The organism is Methylorubrum rhodesianum, assembly GCF_014199985.1.
GTDB classification, from domain to species: Bacteria; Pseudomonadota; Alphaproteobacteria; order Rhizobiales; family Beijerinckiaceae; genus Methylobacterium; species Methylobacterium rhodesianum.
Genome location: NZ_JACHOS010000028.1, coordinates 26066 through 42590 on the forward strand (window position 1 = coordinate 26066; position 16525 = coordinate 42590).

12 protein-coding genes and 1 pseudogene are annotated in these 16525 nt (G+C 64.1%); 8 read left to right on the plus strand and 5 right to left on the minus strand.

Annotation, left to right across the window (positions count from 1 at the left end; genetic code table 11):
- Window positions 1–16: 16 nt before the first annotated feature.
- Both HNR01_RS26300 and HNR01_RS26305 read left to right on the plus strand, forming a co-directional pair.
- Window positions 17–1501 (plus strand): oligosaccharide flippase family protein, encoded by a 1485-nt coding sequence (locus tag HNR01_RS26300; protein WP_183670845.1) that lies wholly within the window; start codon window positions 17–19, stop codon window positions 1499–1501.
- The gene (locus HNR01_RS26305) at window positions 1498–2685 is read left to right on the plus strand and encodes a glycosyltransferase (RefSeq protein WP_183670847.1); all 1188 of its coding nucleotides are present in this window, start codon (window positions 1498–1500) and stop codon (window positions 2683–2685) included. The genes HNR01_RS26300 and HNR01_RS26305 overlap by 4 nt, the downstream gene beginning before the upstream one ends.
- Before the next feature lie 205 nt (window positions 2686–2890).
- Here the strand turns inward: HNR01_RS26305 and HNR01_RS26310 are convergent, their stop codons facing one another.
- Both HNR01_RS26310 and HNR01_RS26315 read right to left on the minus strand, forming a co-directional pair.
- The gene (locus tag HNR01_RS26310) at window positions 2891–4222 is read right to left on the minus strand and encodes a polysaccharide biosynthesis/export family protein (RefSeq protein ID WP_210313646.1); all 1332 of its coding nucleotides are present in this window, start codon (window positions 4220–4222) and stop codon (window positions 2891–2893) included.
- Between the two features lie 178 nt (window positions 4223–4400).
- Window positions 4401–6269, minus strand: coding sequence for a GumC family protein (locus tag HNR01_RS26315; RefSeq protein WP_183670851.1), 1869 nt, complete (start codon window positions 6267–6269; stop codon window positions 4401–4403).
- A 443-nt stretch (window positions 6270–6712) separates the two neighbouring features.
- Between HNR01_RS26315 and HNR01_RS26320 the strand changes: the two genes are divergently transcribed.
- Window positions 6713–6928: a hypothetical protein gene (locus HNR01_RS26320; RefSeq protein WP_183670853.1), complete on the plus strand. Its 216-nt coding sequence runs from the start codon at window positions 6713–6715 to the stop codon at window positions 6926–6928.
- Here HNR01_RS26320 and HNR01_RS26325 read toward each other — a convergent pair.
- Window positions 6913–7728 carry a hypothetical protein gene (locus tag HNR01_RS26325; RefSeq protein WP_246417677.1) on the minus strand — a complete coding sequence of 272 codons (816 nt, stop codon included), beginning with the start codon at window positions 7726–7728 and terminating at the stop codon, window positions 6913–6915. The two genes, HNR01_RS26320 and HNR01_RS26325, sit on opposite strands and share 16 nt — an antisense overlap.
- A gap of 314 nt (window positions 7729–8042) precedes the next feature.
- Between HNR01_RS26325 and HNR01_RS26330 the strand changes: the two genes are divergently transcribed.
- A complete protein-coding gene (locus HNR01_RS26330; protein WP_246417678.1) occupies window positions 8043–8267 on the plus strand; it encodes a DUF421 domain-containing protein in 225 nt (74 codons plus the stop codon).
- Window positions 8268–8592: 325 nt separating this feature from the next.
- Entirely contained in the window at window positions 8593–9636 is a 1044-nt protein-coding gene (locus tag HNR01_RS26335; RefSeq protein WP_183670857.1) for a YihY/virulence factor BrkB family protein, read from the plus strand.
- 241 nt (window positions 9637–9877) lie between these two features.
- Here HNR01_RS26335 and HNR01_RS26340 read toward each other — a convergent pair whose 3' ends face one another.
- Window positions 9878–12190, minus strand: coding sequence for a putative bifunctional diguanylate cyclase/phosphodiesterase (locus HNR01_RS26340; RefSeq protein ID WP_183670859.1), 2313 nt, complete (start codon window positions 12188–12190; stop codon window positions 9878–9880).
- Window positions 12191–12709: 519 nt separating this feature from the next.
- On the opposite strand from HNR01_RS26340, the gene HNR01_RS26345 reads away from it, so the two are divergent.
- From HNR01_RS26345 to HNR01_RS26355, 3 genes and pseudogenes are all read left to right on the plus strand, one after another.
- The gene (locus HNR01_RS26345) at window positions 12710–13525 is read left to right on the plus strand and encodes a GAF domain-containing protein (RefSeq protein WP_246417679.1); all 816 of its coding nucleotides are present in this window, start codon (window positions 12710–12712) and stop codon (window positions 13523–13525) included.
- A 144-nt stretch (window positions 13526–13669) separates the two neighbouring features.
- On the plus strand, window positions 13670–15367 hold the full coding sequence (locus HNR01_RS26350; RefSeq protein WP_183670861.1) for a methyl-accepting chemotaxis protein: 1698 nt from the start codon (window positions 13670–13672) through the stop codon (window positions 15365–15367).
- 334 nt (window positions 15368–15701) lie between these two features.
- Window positions 15702–15809, plus strand: a pseudogene (locus tag HNR01_RS26355) (IS630 family transposase); the annotation flags it as partial.
- A 341-nt stretch (window positions 15810–16150) separates the two neighbouring features.
- Here HNR01_RS26355 and HNR01_RS27400 read toward each other — a convergent pair.
- Window positions 16151–16525, minus strand: a 375-nt coding sequence (locus tag HNR01_RS27400) for a hypothetical protein (protein WP_210313650.1), incomplete at its 5' end; no start/stop codon positions are given.

A 16525-nucleotide genomic window follows, 5' to 3' on the forward strand; every position in this document is an offset into this window, starting at 1 on the left:
ACGGGCGGGAACCGGAATGTCGATCAAGTCGAAGTTCGTCCGCAGCTCGGGCTGGATGCTGCTGGGAACCGGGTCGGACTACGTCATCCAGTTCGTCATCTTCGTCGTGCTCGCGCGCATCCTGGCGGTGTCGGAGGTCGGCGTCGTCGCGCTCGCAATCGTCGTGATCGAGGTCGGGCGCGTCGTGGTCAACAGCGGCTACGGGGAGGTGATCGTCCGGCGCGAGACCTTCGACGAACACGTCGCCTCGGTCTGCTTCACGATCAACCTGGCCCTCGGCGTCGCGCTGGCGCTCGCCATGGCGACGCTCGGCAGCTTCGCCTTCGAGCACTTCTATCAGGCCGGCAGTGGTGCACCGGTGGCCGCGCTTTCGGCCATCTTCGTACTGGAGGCGAGCCGAGCCGTCCACTCGGCCAAGCTGCGGCGCGAGTTCAAGTATCGCGACATCGCCGCGCGCGGAACGGTCGCTAGCCTGCTCTCGGGCGCCGGCGCGATCCTGCTCGCGCTGAACGGCTGGGGCGTGTGGTCGCTCGTGCTGCAGCGGCTCGTCTACCAAGCGGTGATGAACGGGGTGACGTGGTGGTCCGCGCGCTGGACGCCCAGCCTCGTCCTCGACCGGGCCGTGATGCGCGAACTCGCCCCCTTTACCCTGCGCGTGACGATCTCCCGCACGCTCGACCTCCTCGGCAGCCGCGTGCCCGATCTCGTCGTCGGCGCCCTCTTCGGCCCGGTCGGCGTCGGCTACTACCGGGTCGGCGCCCGCGGGATCGATGCAATCAACCGCCTCGCGATCCAGCCCTTCCAGGATGCCGCCTTCGCCGCCTTCTCGCGGGTCGGCGAGGCACGGGCGATTGGCCACGCCTATTTGCGGGTCACGCGCACCGCGGCGATCCTGATGTTCCCGCTCCAGATCGGGGCGGCGGCGATCGCCCCGGAGATCGTGTTCCTGGTCTTCGGCGCGAAATACGCCGAGAGCGGGCCCGTCTTCTCGGCCCTGGCGCTGGGGGCGATGCCCTCGACCATCGTCTACTTCACGCTCGCCGCCTATCTGGCGGCCGGCCATCCGAAGGCGATGCTGCAGGCGAGCGGCGTGGCCCTGGCGAGCAATCTCGGATTCGTCCTCGTCCTCGGCTCGGCCTACGGCCTCCTCGGGGCCGCGATCGGGCTTGCTGTGACCCAGTACCTGCTCGCGGCACAGAACCTCCACCTGCTCAACCGCTTCCTCGGCCTCTCGCCGCGGAAGGTGTGCGCCGATCTCGCCGCACCGCTCATCGCGGCCGGCCTCATGGGGATCTCGGTCTATGCCCTCAAGCGGCACGCCCTGGCCCATCTTGACGTCTTCCCCCGTACGGCGATCGTGGTCGCGGCCGGGGCGGCGATCTACGCCGTACTGATGCTGCTCGGCGGGCGGCGGCACCTGATGCGCATCCTCGCTGACGTTGCCCCCCTGCTCCCGAGAGCGGTCGCATCGCGGATACCCCAGCCGAAGGCAGCCGAATGAGCGATTCAACCGAGGATCGTCTGCTCGACCGGCCGCGGAACCCCGGCAGGCCGCCGGTGCCGACCGAAAGGCGGCGCGTCCTGTTCGTGATCAACTCGATGGCCGGTGGCGGCGCGGAGCGGGTCATGGCGACGCTTCTCGCCGCATCGGCCCCCCAGCGCGAGCGCGCCGACATCCGGCTCGTGCTGCTCGACGACGAGCCCGCCGCCTACGCACCGCCGGACTGGATTCCGACGATCCAGCTCGACAGCCGGGGCGAGTTCGCCCGGAGTGTCGCCGGCCTCGCACGCACCCTGCGGACGGTGCGGCCGCACGCGACGGTGAGCTTCCTCACGCGCGCGAACCTCTGCAACGTCATGACGGTGCGGTGGTTCGGGCACAAGGCGGTCATCAGCGAGCGCGTCAATTCCTCGGCGCATTTCGGGACGGGCGCCAAGGCGGCCCTGTCGAAGCTCAGCCTGCGGATGAGCTATCCGCGCGCGCAGGCCGTCATCGCGCCGTCGGCCGGTGTCGCCGAGGACCTCGTCGAAAATTTCGGCGTCGCCGCCGGCCGGATCTCCGTGATCGCCAATCCGGTCGACGTGGCCGCCATCCGCGCCATGGCCGAACGTCCGGTCGCGCCTCCGGTGACGACGCCCTACATCGTCGCCATCGGTCGGCTGACCGCCAACAAGAACTTCGCCACCCTCATCGAGGCCTATGCGCGGACCACGATCGAACCCAGCCTCGTCATCCTCGGCCAGGGGCCGCTGGAGGACACGCTGCGTCGGCAGATCGCCGAGCGTCGGCTCGGAGGCCGGGTAATCCTCGCCGGTTTCCGGGACAACCCATTCGCGATCATGCGCGGGGCGCTCGCCTACGTCAGCGCGTCCCGCAGCGAGGGCTTTCCGAACAGCCTGGTGGAGGCGATGGCCGTGGGCCTGCCGGTGATCTCCTCGAACTGCCCCTCGGGACCCTCGGAGATCCTCGCGGAGAAGCCCCGGAGCGCCGTCACCGGCCTGGACCATGCCGCGCACGGCATCCTCGTTCCGGTCGACGATGTCGACGCGCTCGCCCAGGCGCTGCGATCCCTGGCGGATTCGGCCCTTCGCGAGCGCTATGCGCAGGCAGCCCGCGCGCGCGTCGAGCGCTACGACGTCGCCGGTGCGATGCGGCAGTACTGGGATGTGATCGACGCCGTTTAACCGCGACGCCGAGATGGCGCCGCGCTACCGTCCGCGACAAGCCCCGGTGCTCGGAGAGCAAGACCACCGCGGGTCCGGGAGCCGAGGAGACCCGTCGCCGGAGCTGCGATCGACCACGTCGGCTCGGGACGCATCTCACGATCCTTGTTCTGCTGCGCTTTCTTTTGAGGCGCTCCGTCCAATGCGTCCGAGGGCGCCCGCGCTCCTATTGCGAACCGTAGGGCTGGCCGAGTTTGATCTGGACGTGGACAACGTCGCCCGGCTGCAGCTCGGTCGAGGGCTCCGCATCGATCGGCTGCCAACCCGAGCCGGTGTCGCGGTTGATGACGAGCTTGACCTGCTGCGCCTCTCCGTTGGCGAGGGACAGCTTGGTGGCGCCGGTGTACAACATCTTCTCCCACACGCTCTCGCGCCGGGACTGCGCCTTGGTATAGTCCGTCGAGACACTCTGAAGCTCTGTGTTCAGCGCGCTGCGATAGTCCCGCTCGAGCACGCCAGCTTGGCGGATGAATTCGGCGTAGCTCTTGCGCTCGGCCTCGGCCTGAACCTGGACCTGCAGCGAGCGCGTGGCCGAGAGGAGGCTGAGGCGCCGGATCTCCGTTGCCCGGTTCGCCGCCGCCGCACCCTGGCGAACCAGTTCGTTGATGCGCTGCTCCTCGCTGGCGTCGAAGCGCGCGCCCTCCTCCTCCTTCTCACGCTGCTTCTCGACGACGGTGATCCGATTGCGCGAGCTGGTGATCATCCGCTCAAGATCGTCGCGCTCCTTGGCGTAGCGCTGTGCGCGCGCGTTTAGCTCGCTGTCCTGCAGATCCTTGATCGTCTTGACGAGCGCGGGAGGGAGCGGCGACTTCAGCGCTGTGGTGTCTGGCGCCGCGACGGGCAGATCGAGGGTCCGGCGCAGCCAGTCGATCCGGGCGCGCAGCCGGACCACGTCGTTCCAGACGGCGTCGTAGTCGGCTCGCAGATCCGCGTAGCCGAGATAGGGGTTCTCCAGCCGCATCTGCGTGAGACTCAGGCCTCCGACCATCGAGAGAAGCTGCTCGACGATCATGCCCGGCCGGAACGCCCGTTCGCCCGGAGACAGGACGTCACCCGACGCGTAGACCGGGCGGAACTCGGAGACGAACAGCGAGATTTCATCGGCCGCGATGACGGTGCCGACCTCGCGGCCGTCCGAAAGCCTTTGCGAATAGACCTTCGTTGGCAGGGTTTGCTTGACGATGGCCTGCAGCTCCTCAAGCGTCTTGTTCCGGGCGTCGATGCTGCCCATGAGCGGGATCGCCATCTTGCCGTCCGGGCCGATCGTGGTCTTGCGCTCGATGTTGAGGCTTGGGACCGAGAACGTCAGCGTGTCGCCGAGCTTCAGCCGGTAATCGTCCGCGCGTGCCGACGTCGGGCCCGCGCACAGGACCAAGCAGGCTCTGAGCGTCGCACAGAAAAGCCCAAGGTATCGTCCCGCCATCGTCGGTCCCCGTTCATCTGAATGGCATCTGGATCGGAAATGCGTCGCTCGACGACCTTCCGGAGCCGACCCCATCGGATCGGGGCACGCCAGTCCGTCCCTGTGCCGACGCATTTCGTGCAAGCCGGTCTTCGCGTCGTCGGAGTGCGTCCTAGAGCATCGTCCCGAAAGGTGGTTGCCGGATTTCGTAAGAAGACGATGCAAGAACAAGAGGCTAGAGCATCGTCCTAGATCCGATATTCAGAACGATGCACTAGCCCACGAATTCGGCCGGCAGCAGTCGCCGCCGTTCCTCCGGTTGGGGAGCCAAGCCGCGGCCGTAGGTATAGTGCATCAGCACCGTTGGATCGCGCTCCGCTCGCGCGAGCCAAGTCACGTCGGCCTTGTTCAGGATCGCGCCGTACAGCTTCTTGTCGATCGACCTCGACATCGCGAGGCAAAGTTCCAGGGTCTCGGTGCTGGTCTTGCCCCATTCGGCGACGAGGAAAACGCCGTCAATCGACGATTCGAGAGCGGTGACGTCGGTCGACAGGCTGAGCGGTGCGAGATCGACGACGATGTAGTCGTAGAACTTGCGCGCCTCGGCGATCAGGCTTGCCAGATCCGCCAGCATCGGCTGACTGTTGGCGCCGTCGTTGCCCGACGGCTTGCTCAGGGTCAGGAATGCGAAGACGTCACCGGCGAGATCGACGTTTCGCGGGCTGGACGACGTGTCTCGCCCACCATCCTGGGCCCCCTGCCCTGCGCCGAGGATCGTCCGCGTCGCGTTCGGGTTCTGGAGATCGCCGTCGATGAATAGCACCTTGTGACCGCGCCGCGCGACCAGACGGGCGAAGGCCAGGGAGCAAGACGTCTTGCCCTCGCCGGGCGAGCACGACGCGAAGGTGATGACCTTCGCACCCCCGAGGATGCGCACACTCGCCAGCAGCTTCACCCGTTCCAGCGCTTCGGGATAGATCACCGAAGCGACATCGATCGGGGCGACGCGCCTGTGCCTCGCGCCGATCAAGCGCCGCGGCGCACCGGGCATCTTGTCGGTCCGCGGGATTACGGCGACGCAATCGACGCCCGTCACCTCGCTCAGGGCCGCGCGGGTCTTCACCGAGGAGTCGAAGATCGAGCGGACGATGCAGATGAAGGCGCCCAGGCAGAAGCCGAGAAAGATCGCGATTCCAAGGAAGATCAGCGTCTTCGGGAAGCTTTTCTCGACCGGGGGGACGGCCCGCGTCACGATGCGGGCGGTCGCGGACGGCAGCGATTGCTGCTCGATCGCGAAATTGTATCGCTGCAGCAGCGTGTCGTACAAGGTGCGATAGGCTTGAGCCGTGCTGTCGAGGTTCTTGAGCTGGACCTGCAATTCACGCGGACGCGTCGACAGCTCGACTTGGTTGTCCTGCCGGAACTTGAGGATGGCGAGGTCGGCGACCGCGGACTTCGCCTGAAGCTCCTTCAATCGGTCCTCCAGCCACACGCTCGCCCGCTGCAAGGTTTCCGTGCTCGACAGGAACTGGTCTTCGAGGAAGGCATCGGCGATCGCGTTGGCGATCGTGGCTGCCTTCGTGGGTGTCGTTGAGTCGTAGCTGATCTTGATGACGTAGGAAGTGCCGACCCGGAGCACCTTGAGGCGGGTCTGCATCAGCGTCGTGATCGAGCGAAGCTTCTGTTCGTCCGATCGAGGCGTTCCGGTTGAGAAGAGAGACTTGACCTTCGCCAGAGCGACGAGGGGGAGGCTCTTGTTGGAACCGTTGAATTCAGGGTCTGAAGCGAGGTCAAGCTTCTTGGCAACCCGTGCGAGCACCGTATCTGACGAAATGGTCGAGACGAGGCTGTCGACCGTATTGTTGTCGATTACAGCATCGCTCAGAACGGAATTGTCCTGCTTGTTCTGATTGAGTCCGAATACCTGCAGTCGGCGTTGATCGACGACGAGATCGACGGATCCGGTGTAGTAGGACTGCGCTACAAGACAGAACAGCAGCGCCATTAGGAACAAGGCAGCCGTCGTCACGATGATCGTCGTTTTACCGCTTTGAACAGCGAGCATGATTTGTCGAAGATCAATGCCTTCCGTACCAGAAGGTATCTTCTTGAATTCGACCTCATTCTTTCGCATATCGCCCATCCAGTCGAGTTCTCTAACCATACCATAGGCCGACTACGCATAGTTGTGCGGGTCCTCTGCTCAAGCTCGCGGCCGTGGAGGCTTTCGGCGAACTCGAACACGCTCTTGCCAGTCACGTGTTTGCAAACGTCCCCTCAGCTGGTGAGTGCTGTCGTTCCACAATGCAGGAACCAGGCCGTTTGCTGGGGCGGTTGCCGAAAGGCCCGATCCGCGTCGCCGCGAGATAGGTTGGCTGAATGCGATCCATGCCGATGACTGAGCCTATGCCGAGCGGCAGTTGCGGTTCTGGGGTTTGTCGACGCTGTGTTCCGCCTACGTGACCCAGACGGCGGCTGGCGGTGGACGAGTTTGCGGGCCTCTATAGTAATTTCGACGCCCATCTGTGGACCGGAACTCCGCAGCAGATCGCGGCCTTTCCTTGATTGAAGCCAAGGAGGATCGCCGTGTCGGGTTCGAAGGTGCATACAGATGCGACCGGTTCGGTGCCGCCCGGCCGTCCGCTAGGTGAGGACAGCAAACCAGATGAGGAAGTGGACCTCGGGCCGACTGGACCGGCGACGGTAGAGGGTGAGAAGTCCGGCCCGCAGACCGGCGGGTACGATGAACAATCCCCGGATCGCTCGTCCGACAATGCCAAGGGCGGCTACGGCGCCGGCTGACAGAGCCGGCGAGGCAAGCTGAAGATGCTGCTGCCTGCCTTGCCGGACTGATCTTCGGGGGCAGTAAAGATCAGCCCAGCTAAACCTGCAGCCAAGCTGTTTCGGACCAAACACCATCCGGTGAGTGGCCTTATGGAAGCCGATGAGCTCGGCCGGACTGCAAGCCGAGCTGCATTGCAAGGTCCAGATTGGAACTGCGGTGTGTTCCGGTTGAGCTCGAAGCCGACACCAGCTCCGAGGATCGCACGTTGATCTCTCAGGCGGTGTCGCACACCCACCTGCACCAAGCTGTAGTCGGGCTGACCCTTCTCCTGCTGCTCGCGCGCGTAGGTAATAACCAAAGCCGTGTCGCGGGTGAGAGCTTGTCCGGCTGAGGCATTGACGAGATACCGTGTCGCTCGCTCACCGGGTGCCGGATCAAAGCGGTAGACAGTACCGACGTTCAGATTTACGCCGAGCGGACGCGCACCGCCGATAAGCGTCTTGCCGAAGAGGGCTGTGGCTTCGGTCTCGTACGCCGTACCACCCGGTCCGTAGAGGGAGCGCACGCGGCCGAGCAGGCCGACGATCGGCATGGAGGTGGTCTCATCCGTAAGCTGGTAGAGCGCACCCAGCCTGGCCGTTCCACCGAGAGTTGCGCGCTCCTGCTCCGAGCTGTCTCCACCCACGTCGCTCGACACTGTTTCAAGGCGGCGCCGGACGTCGAGGTTGCCATACGCACCCGTCTGCCCAATGCGGACGTCGAGGTTAGGTGCCAAGCCGTAGCTCAGTTCGGTTTCGGCGCCCCAGGTGCTCCGCACGCGGCCTGTCGCGGCACGTTCGTAGGATCCCACGATGGAGTAGGCTGTCTCGCGGGAGGCGTGGCGCGCGGGTCGGTGACCTCGAAGGGATCGTCCGCGAGGGTGATCGGATCGTCCTGTGCCGCGGCCGCGCTCGTGAATGCCAGTGAAGCTGCCAAGGCGAGCCCACGGGCAGCCGTGACGGACGGAGCTTGGCATCGCACGCTGACGCCTCGTGGTGCGTTCTTCATCGGATTGGAGCTTACCCGGATGCGCATGGCTGCGCGATGGTAGGATCCGGCGACCAGAGGCGGTTGAGCATCGCGGACGTCTTAATGCCCGATTCGCGCCCGCTGTTCATACCAAAGCGCTCCCCGCTGGAGTTCGCCCTGCGTGGACCGATCACGCATGGCGAGTTGGTGAGCCCGCTCCGGCAGCAAGGCATCAACAATCCAGCCAACGTGCGGCTTGCCTCACTGGGAGACGACGGCTCCATCAGTATGATCCGCCATGATGAACAGCCGAACGGCAGGCTCAGGGATCAACCTGCGATGACGTGAGACGGCGCGCAACTCAGAATGGCTGTCGTCGACTGATAGACAGCTGTTTGTAGATCGAGGTTACAGGGTCGGCTCCTGGAGCGTTGCCATTGAAACGGTGCGCGAGCTCTCGATCCTATCCGGACCTTCGAAGGGTTGCCTTCGAAGGTCCGGATGGGGTTGAAAGCGGCGACTCAGCCCCTGTCGGCCCAAGGTCGGCTCATGGCGCAAATCAGACTGACGCGCCGGCAATTTGATAGGCTACACCGAGGCCGATGCGGCAGGCGCTTGCCTCTATCTTGGCTCAGGATGAACTTGAGGAGTTGCAGGCTCGAAGAGGCGCCTCATGCACCAGGACGAGGCGGACGGCGAGGATTGGCGCTCCGTCAGCACGCGACTGCCTGACGAGAGAAGCATCGGCATCGCACGCATGCGATCGCAGGAGCCCGGCCGTGGCCGCATGGCGGAGCAGCCGAGTGAGATCCCGGCTCTCGGCTGGCGTGACATCGTCTGGCGCGTCATTCTTTCCCTGCCGCGTGACCGGGTCTTGGCCACGGCCGGCAGCGTCGCGTTCTTCGCCCTGCTCGTGATCTTTCCGGCACTGGCCACGATCGTCTCGCTCTACGGCCTGTTCTCGGATCCGGCAGCCATCGCGCAACACCTGAGTCTGCTCACCGGCGTGTTGCCGAACGGCGTGCTCGACCTGTTGTCCGAACAACTCGTGCGCATCGCCCGGCAGAGTACCGGCGCGCTCAGCACTGCCTCTCTCCTCAGCCTGATCACCGCCTTCTGGAGTGCAAACTCAGGCGTTAGCGCGCTGTTCGACGCGCTCAACGTGATTTACCGCGAGCGCGAGAAGCGCTCGCTGGCTCGCTTCTACGCGACGACCTGTCTGTTCACCTTGAGCGGTGTTATGTTCGTACTCGCCGCGACCAGCATGGTGGTGGTTCTGCCGGTCGTGCTGAACCGCATCGGCTTGGGAGGACTCGCCGATACCGCGCTGCGCGTCGTGCGCTGGCCGGCCCTGCTCATCCTTGTCAGCCTCAGCTTGTCCCTGACCTACCGCTACGGCCCTAGCCGGCGCGAGGCAAAATGGCGCTGGATCAGTTGGGGCAGCGTCATCGCCGCACTCTCCTGGGTCTGCGCCTCCGTCCTGTTCTCATGGTACGTGGCGAGCTTCGACAGCTACAATCGTGTGTATGGCTCGCTCGGCGCCGGTGTCGGCTTCATGACCTGGATCTGGCTCTCGGTCGTGATCGCGCTTCTCGGAGCGGAGCTGAACGCCGAGATGGAGCGTCAGACGGCCCGCGACAGCACCACGGGGCGACCCAAGCCGCTCGGATCACGGCGTGCATTTGCGGCTGACACCGTAGGTCCACCGCAGGGGTGAGGCCGTTCGCTGGCACTCAGCACGTGTGTTGGGACGTGCGGACCTCTCATGAGACGTTAGCTATGCCCCACCCCTACTCCTGACCCCTTCCGGACCTTCTGCTCTGCCAGTTGGGATGTCGCCTGAGGAGGCAGCGGACGCAGCCGGCCGCGACCATTTCGTCTGTTGCACTGTTTGCGAGCTGGACGCCGTCGGACGTGCGGGCTCGACTCGTGGTGACATCACGACACTCCAAACCGACCTAAGCCGCTGCTTTTTGGCCAACTAGGAATGCGACGAAGTCCGCTGACGGCAGCGGGCGGCTGACGTGGTAGCCCTGCACCTGACTGCACTGTTCCGACGCCACGAACGCGTACTGCTCGGCCGTCTCGACGCCTTCGACTGTGGTCGTCATGCCAAGGCACGAGCCCATGGTGATGATGGCCCGAACGATGGCAGCGCTCTCAGCGTCGGCGGGTAGTTGGCGGACAAACGAGCGGTCGACCTTGATCTTGTCGAAGGGGAACCGGCGCAGGTAGCTTAGCGAGGAGTAGCCGGTGCCGAAATCGTCCATGGCAAGGCCGACGCCGGCAGCCTTGAGGCGGGACAACATCATCAGCGTTCGCTCCTCGTCGTCGAACATGACGCCCTCCGTGATCTCGAGTTCCAGCCGACGGGCGGGCAGACCCGTTTCTCGAAGGATGTCCTCGATAGCCTCCGGCAGCCTGTCATCGCGGAACTGGACAGGGGATAGGTTGACCGCGACCTTGATCGCATTCGGCCATCGCGTCGCATCGCTGCACGCGGTTCGCAGTACCCAGGCGCCGAGTGGCATGATGAGGCCCGTCTCCTCGGCGAGCGGGATGAAGTCGGCCGGAGAGACAAGCCCGCGGCGGGGATGGCGCCAGCGGACCAGGGCCTCCGCTGCCGTCACTCGCCCGGAATGCGCATCGACTAGCGGCTGATAATGCAGCTCGAACTCGCCAGCCTTCAAGGCACGGCGCATGTCGGTCTCTAGGGTCCGGCGCGCCTCGACCCGCTCGGCCAAGGCGGGCTCGAAGATCCTGAACCGTGCCTTGCCCTCCGCCTTGGCCTGGTAGAGCGCGAGGTCAGCATTGCGCAGGAGTTGTTCCGGATCGGACCCATCCTGCGGCGCCAGGGCGACGCCGACGCTGGCGCCGACATTGACCAGTTGCCCGTCCAACAGGAAGGGACGGTCCATCACCTCGACGATGCGCGCGGCCAAGCACTGCGGTCCGCCGCGCTCCTGCACGCTGAGCGCAAGGACAGCGAACTCGTCGCCGCCTAGGCGCCCGACCATGTCGACTTCGGAGATGACCGACCGCAGCCGTTCCGCGACCTTGCGGAGCAGGGCATCGCCCATGGCGTGGCCGAGGACGTCGTTGACGAACTTGAACCGGTCCAGATCGAGCATGAGGACGGCAAAGCCTCGCCCACTCTCTCGGAGGACGGCCGCGCGTTGCGCCAGCACGTCGCCGAGGCGGGCTCGGTTCGGGAGCCCCGTGAGAGCATCCGTGAAGGCCAGTGTGCGCATGCGCGCCTCGGTGTGTAGCCGCTCGCGTTGATCGCGGATCGCAACCACGGTCTGGCACTTACGGCCGAGCAGCACGTCCTTGCGCAGCACGCGCACAGGCAGGGATTGGCCGTCGGCGGCGGCTAGTTCAGTGTCACGCTCTTCCTGCTCCGGAAGATCGGCCAACACGAGGCCCGGCAGCAGCGCCGACAGGTGGCGGCCGGTCAGCTCGGCCTGCGTCAGGCCGGACAGCCGTTCGAGGCTGTGGTTGGCGGTCGCGATGACCTCGCCGTTGCAGACCGCAAGGCCTTCCAGAGCTATGTTGGCGAGGTTGCGCAGGCGCTGCTGATCCTGCCGCGCTTGCGCCCGCGCATGCAGGGTCAAGCGCAGACCGACGAAAGCCAAGATCACCAACGCGAGAGAGATGGCCGCGAGGACCGGCGCGATCGTGGCGGGCGCGACGGCGGTCACCGGAAGCGCAACCTCCGGATCGAAGATCAGGGTTACCGCGGACATGCCGCCGATGTGCAGGACGACGATGGCAGCGATCAGCAGCGGAGCGCCCAATCGGCGCAGGCCGCGGTTGCGTTCACCTGCCAGCACCAGCGCGAGGCCGAACAGTGCGAGACTCATCAGGCAGGATCCGGCAACGAGGGACATGTCCCATGCAACCTGCCCCGTCACTTGGTAGGAGGCTTGGCCGAGATAGTGCAGGGCCGTGATACCGAGGCCGAGAATCAGCCCGGCTGCGAGCCGCCTGAGACGATGCCGCCGGCCGACGACGAGCGCCATGCCGAGGCCGATTCCACCGATTCCGGCCAGCAGGGACAAGGTGGTCATGATCGGCTCGAAGCCTGCCGCCATGCCTGGATCGAACGCGAGTAGCGCGATCATGTGGGTCGCCCAAGCAGTGCAGCCGGCGGCGACGATGCTGATGCCGGCCCAGTTGCGGCGTGCCGCACCCTCCGACCGACCTGCTTGGTTGGCGACGGCGAAGGAGGCGTAGATGCCCGCGACGCAGATAAAACCTGCCACAAGCATCAGCCGAGGGTCATGCGCCTGCGTAACACAGGTTAGTATTGACTGCATCTCGACCTCCGCTGGAGATCGTGATAGCCGCAGCCTTAAAAGAGAGTCTGTTTTATTGGTTAAAACTTGCTTCTCTATAGTGCATGATGACGCAGTGAGCCAAGCAAGGCTGTTCAGTCTTGATCTATGTATTATATCAACGATGATGACGCCGCGAAGGGCCATGGCCGCTGCAGGCTGCGGAACAGGTACTAAAATTTGTGCGGTGGCAAACTCACGAGCCTTCGCGCCAATAAGTGACACGCGTCGAGCTGCCTCTGGATGTTTTTCGCACAATCTGCTGTGACGCCGACTGCTCCGCATCACTGCCATGCGGCCCTAGGCGTCACTTAGCCAAGCTTCTCCATCTACAAGGACCCGCTCGTTGTCAGCGGAGGGACATCGTTCCCGCGTCTGATCGTACCCATTCTCCGTTTTGAGCAGCGGCCTTAACACAGAGCCGCCCGTCAAAGCGGACCGGCTGTGCATGTTATGATCAAGACCGCATTCACATCACCGATGCCGCCGAGGCAGAACGAGAGCCGGCGCCTTGCAGCGCTCCATCGTCTCCAGTTGCTCGACACACCGCCCGCTCCGGCCTTCGACCGCATCACTCAGCTCGCTCAGTCGCTCTTCGATGTCCCGATCGCACTCATCTCGCTCCTTGATGAAGACCGGCAATGGTTCAAGGCCAAATGCGGCCTGAACGTCCCTGGCACACCGCGGGAGCAGGCGTTCTGTAACTACACAATCCTGCACAACAGCGTGTTCGTGGTTTCCGATGCCCGCGCGCATGCTGACTTCGCCTTGAACCCGCTGGTGACCGGGGAGCCGTTCATCCGTTTCTATGCTGGCGCGCCTCTCGTCGTCGCACCGGAAATCAGGATCGGCTCACTGTGCATTATCGGCAGACAGCCACGCACCTTCAGCGATGAGGATCGGTGGCTGCTAGCGCGACTGGCTCAAATTGTTACAGATGAAATCTGGCTGACAAGTCTTGCATCTGGACAGGGTCGGATACCGCCTGATTCCCGGCAGCTCGAACGCAGTTCCGCAGTATCTTCTGTGATCACCGGCGTGCAGGTTCGTGCCGCCAGGGCGATGCTCGGTTGGTCCATCGACGAGCTCAGCCTGAAAACCGGTCTCTCAGCAAACACGATCAAGCGAGTAGAGGCTGATGATCAAAGCCGGCCGAGCAGCCGCTCCACGACAACTAAAGTTAAGGAGGTCTTGGAAGGCGAAGGAGTTCTCTTTATCGGCCACGGCGCAGCCGCCCCAGGTGTACAACTTGTGCGAAAACTTGATTAGATCAAAGATCAATTTGGCAGTTAACTACCTTTTAGGGCCTGATTGCCCATCTTAGGCAACAGCAGACCGCCTGGCGGCAGAGCGGCGCTCCGGTCCCTCACAGGGGCGTGGCTCAATCGAAAACGCCGCTTCTAGGATGGATGCATGTCGCTGTTCTCTCGCGGCGATCATGCCGTGCTGCACGCGGTAGGCTGTGCGCAGGGCATGGTGGAGTTGACGCCGGCCGGCACAGTATCAGGCGCCAACCCGCGCTATCTCAATCTACTCGGCTATTCACTCGACGAGCTGCGTGGCCGCTCGCTCGAAGCCGTTTTAGATCCGCACGAGGCAAGAAGCGGGGACCAGCAGAAACTTTGGGCGGCCGTCGTTCAGGGTGAAGCTCGGACATCATGCTCACGGCACCTCACCAAACACGGCAGCGAGGTCTGGCTGCAGGTCAGCTACTGCCCGGTCCTCGACCGTGCCGGCCGGGCGACGAAGATCATCCAGCTCTCGGTGGATGTCACCGCACAGCAACAGCGCAGTGCCGATCAGGCAGCCGTTCTTCAGGCCATCAGCTGCTCGCGGGCCTCGATCGAGTTCGCTCTCGACGGCACCATCCTCACGGCCAACGCCAACTTCCTCAACACCGTGGGCTACAGCCTAGGGGAGGTCCAAGGCCGGCACCACAGCCTGTTTGTCGACCCCGCTGAGTGTGGCAGCCAAGCCTATCGCGACTTCTGGGCAGCGCTGGCGCGCGGTGAGTTCCAGCGCGCCGAGTACAAGCGCTTCGGCAAGGGCGGACGGGAGATCTGGCTGCAGGCGATCTACAATCCAATCTGCGATAGCCAGGGCAAGCCCTACAAAGTCGTGAAGTTCGCGACCGATGTCACGCAGGACAGGCTGCGCCGCGCAGACGTGGCAGGACAGATTGCGGCCATTAACCGGTCCCAGGGCGTCATCCACTTCGACATGGACGGCACGATCCTCGACGCCAATGAAAACTTCCTCGGCGTCGTCGGCTACCGCCTAGACGAGGTCCGTGGTCAGCACCATCGGACCTTCGTCGAGCCGTCTCACGCCCAGTCAGCGGAGTACCTGCAGCTATGGGAGGCGCTCCGGCGCGGTGAGTACCAGGCCGGCGTGTTCAAGCGCCTTGGCAAGGGCGGACGAGCCGTCTGGATCCAGGCCAGCTACAACCCGATCTTCGATGCGGATGGTCAGCCGTTCAAGGTCGTGAAGTACGCGACTGACATCACCGCCAAGACGGCGGCTCAGCACGCGGCGACTGGTGCCTCAGGCCAGACGCTGATGAACGTACAGACTGTCGCCTCGGCAGCGGAGGAACTGAGTGCTTCGATTGGCGAGATCGCCCAGAGCCTGGCTCGCTCGCGCGGCGAGGTGGACGCCATCCACGATCAGACCATCGTCGCGGACCGCTCCACAGCGAAGCTGAAGGACGCCGCAGCCTCGATGAACGGCGTCGTGCAACTCATCCAGGGTGTTGGGCAGCAGATCAATTTGCTGGCCCTCAATGCAACGATCGAGGCGGCGCGGGCTGGCGAAGCCGGGCGCGGCTTTGCTGTGGTTGCCGGCGAGGTGAAGAACCTGTCGAATCAGGTGACGCAGGCGACGAGTCGGATTGCCCAAGACATCCATGGGATGCAGGGGATCGCGGAAGAGGTAGTTGCTGCTCTGCTCTCGATTGTACAAGCGCTTGAGTCGGTACGGGAGACGGTGACCGGTGTGGCCTCGGCGGTCGAGGAGCAAAGCGCCGTCACTCAGGAGATTTCGTCCAGCATGCAGACGGCCGCCCAGGGTGTCAGCGAGATCAACACCAGCCTGCAGGCCCTGACGGGCTGAGGGAGTTTAAGACCAGGAACATGCTTGCGGCGCCTTGTGGCCTCTGCCGCGCGCCGTTGAGAGTTCCATATCGGCTGCGAACGCTCAGAGTGCTGAGGCGCTAGGGGGGCTGTCGCCGGCCTATCGCTCAGCCGCGAGTTTAAACGTTTGGAAGCCACACTTCCGCAGATAAGTCTGCTTACGAAGCAACAGCGGACCTGCCGCACGAGGGCGAATGTCTGCTGATGGCGCACAGCCGAACAACCGACATGCAAACTCTTGACCCCTAGAGCCATGCCCGAGCGGTTTGGGACGGTTGGAGAGTCGGGATGTCGAGGGGTGAAGGGGGATGCCGATGCCTTCACCCTTGTCCGTCGATCTCCGCCAGCGTGTCGTCTCTGCTGTTTCGGAGGGCGCGTCCTGTCATCCGGCGGCAGCCCGGTTCGGGGTTAGCGTGTCCACCTTGATGTTGGGCAGCGACGCGGCTTGGGACAAGCTGCGGCCCTACGGAATCAAGCGGATCGTCGAGCGGCATCCGACAGAGGCGGCGAAGATCATCGTCGGCGAGCGCGAGATCCAGGTGCGCTGACCAAGCGCCGAGGGATCCGCCAGCGCACGGCAGGGGCTGCATTATTTCGGCCCGACTGCTGGACCTAGACGGTGCTACGCAATCTTGTGACTCGCATTTGCCGCCAGTGTCGGCATTTAAGCGATATGAAGATCCTCGCGACTTATTTTCGAGCAAAGGCCGAGCTCTGCCGGGAGTTGGCAGATATCCTATCCGACCAACGAAATCACGTTGCTTCAAAACTTCGCAGCATGGCTGACGAATTTGAGCAGAACGCGAGCGTTCTCGAGGACCGGCTTGCAGATGAGGGGGAGGCGGAAGAAGTACAGAGTAATGAGCCCGACCACCACTGATCTATAGACATCCGAAGGATAGGCGGATCCTTCAGCGAGGACAGAGGCATGGCGACAGGCGCCAGCAATGATGATTGCATGGCCAAGGTGCGGAAGCGGATGCTCGCGGCGGCGCGGGGAGATTGAAACGAAAAACCCCGCCGCGGCTGAGCCGGGCGGGGTAAGTCTGCCATGTAAGTCAAAACCCGCTGAAGGGCGGGCATGAGGCAGACGGACCGGGGAGACGGTTTCATCCCCAACCGACCATGCACCGAGATC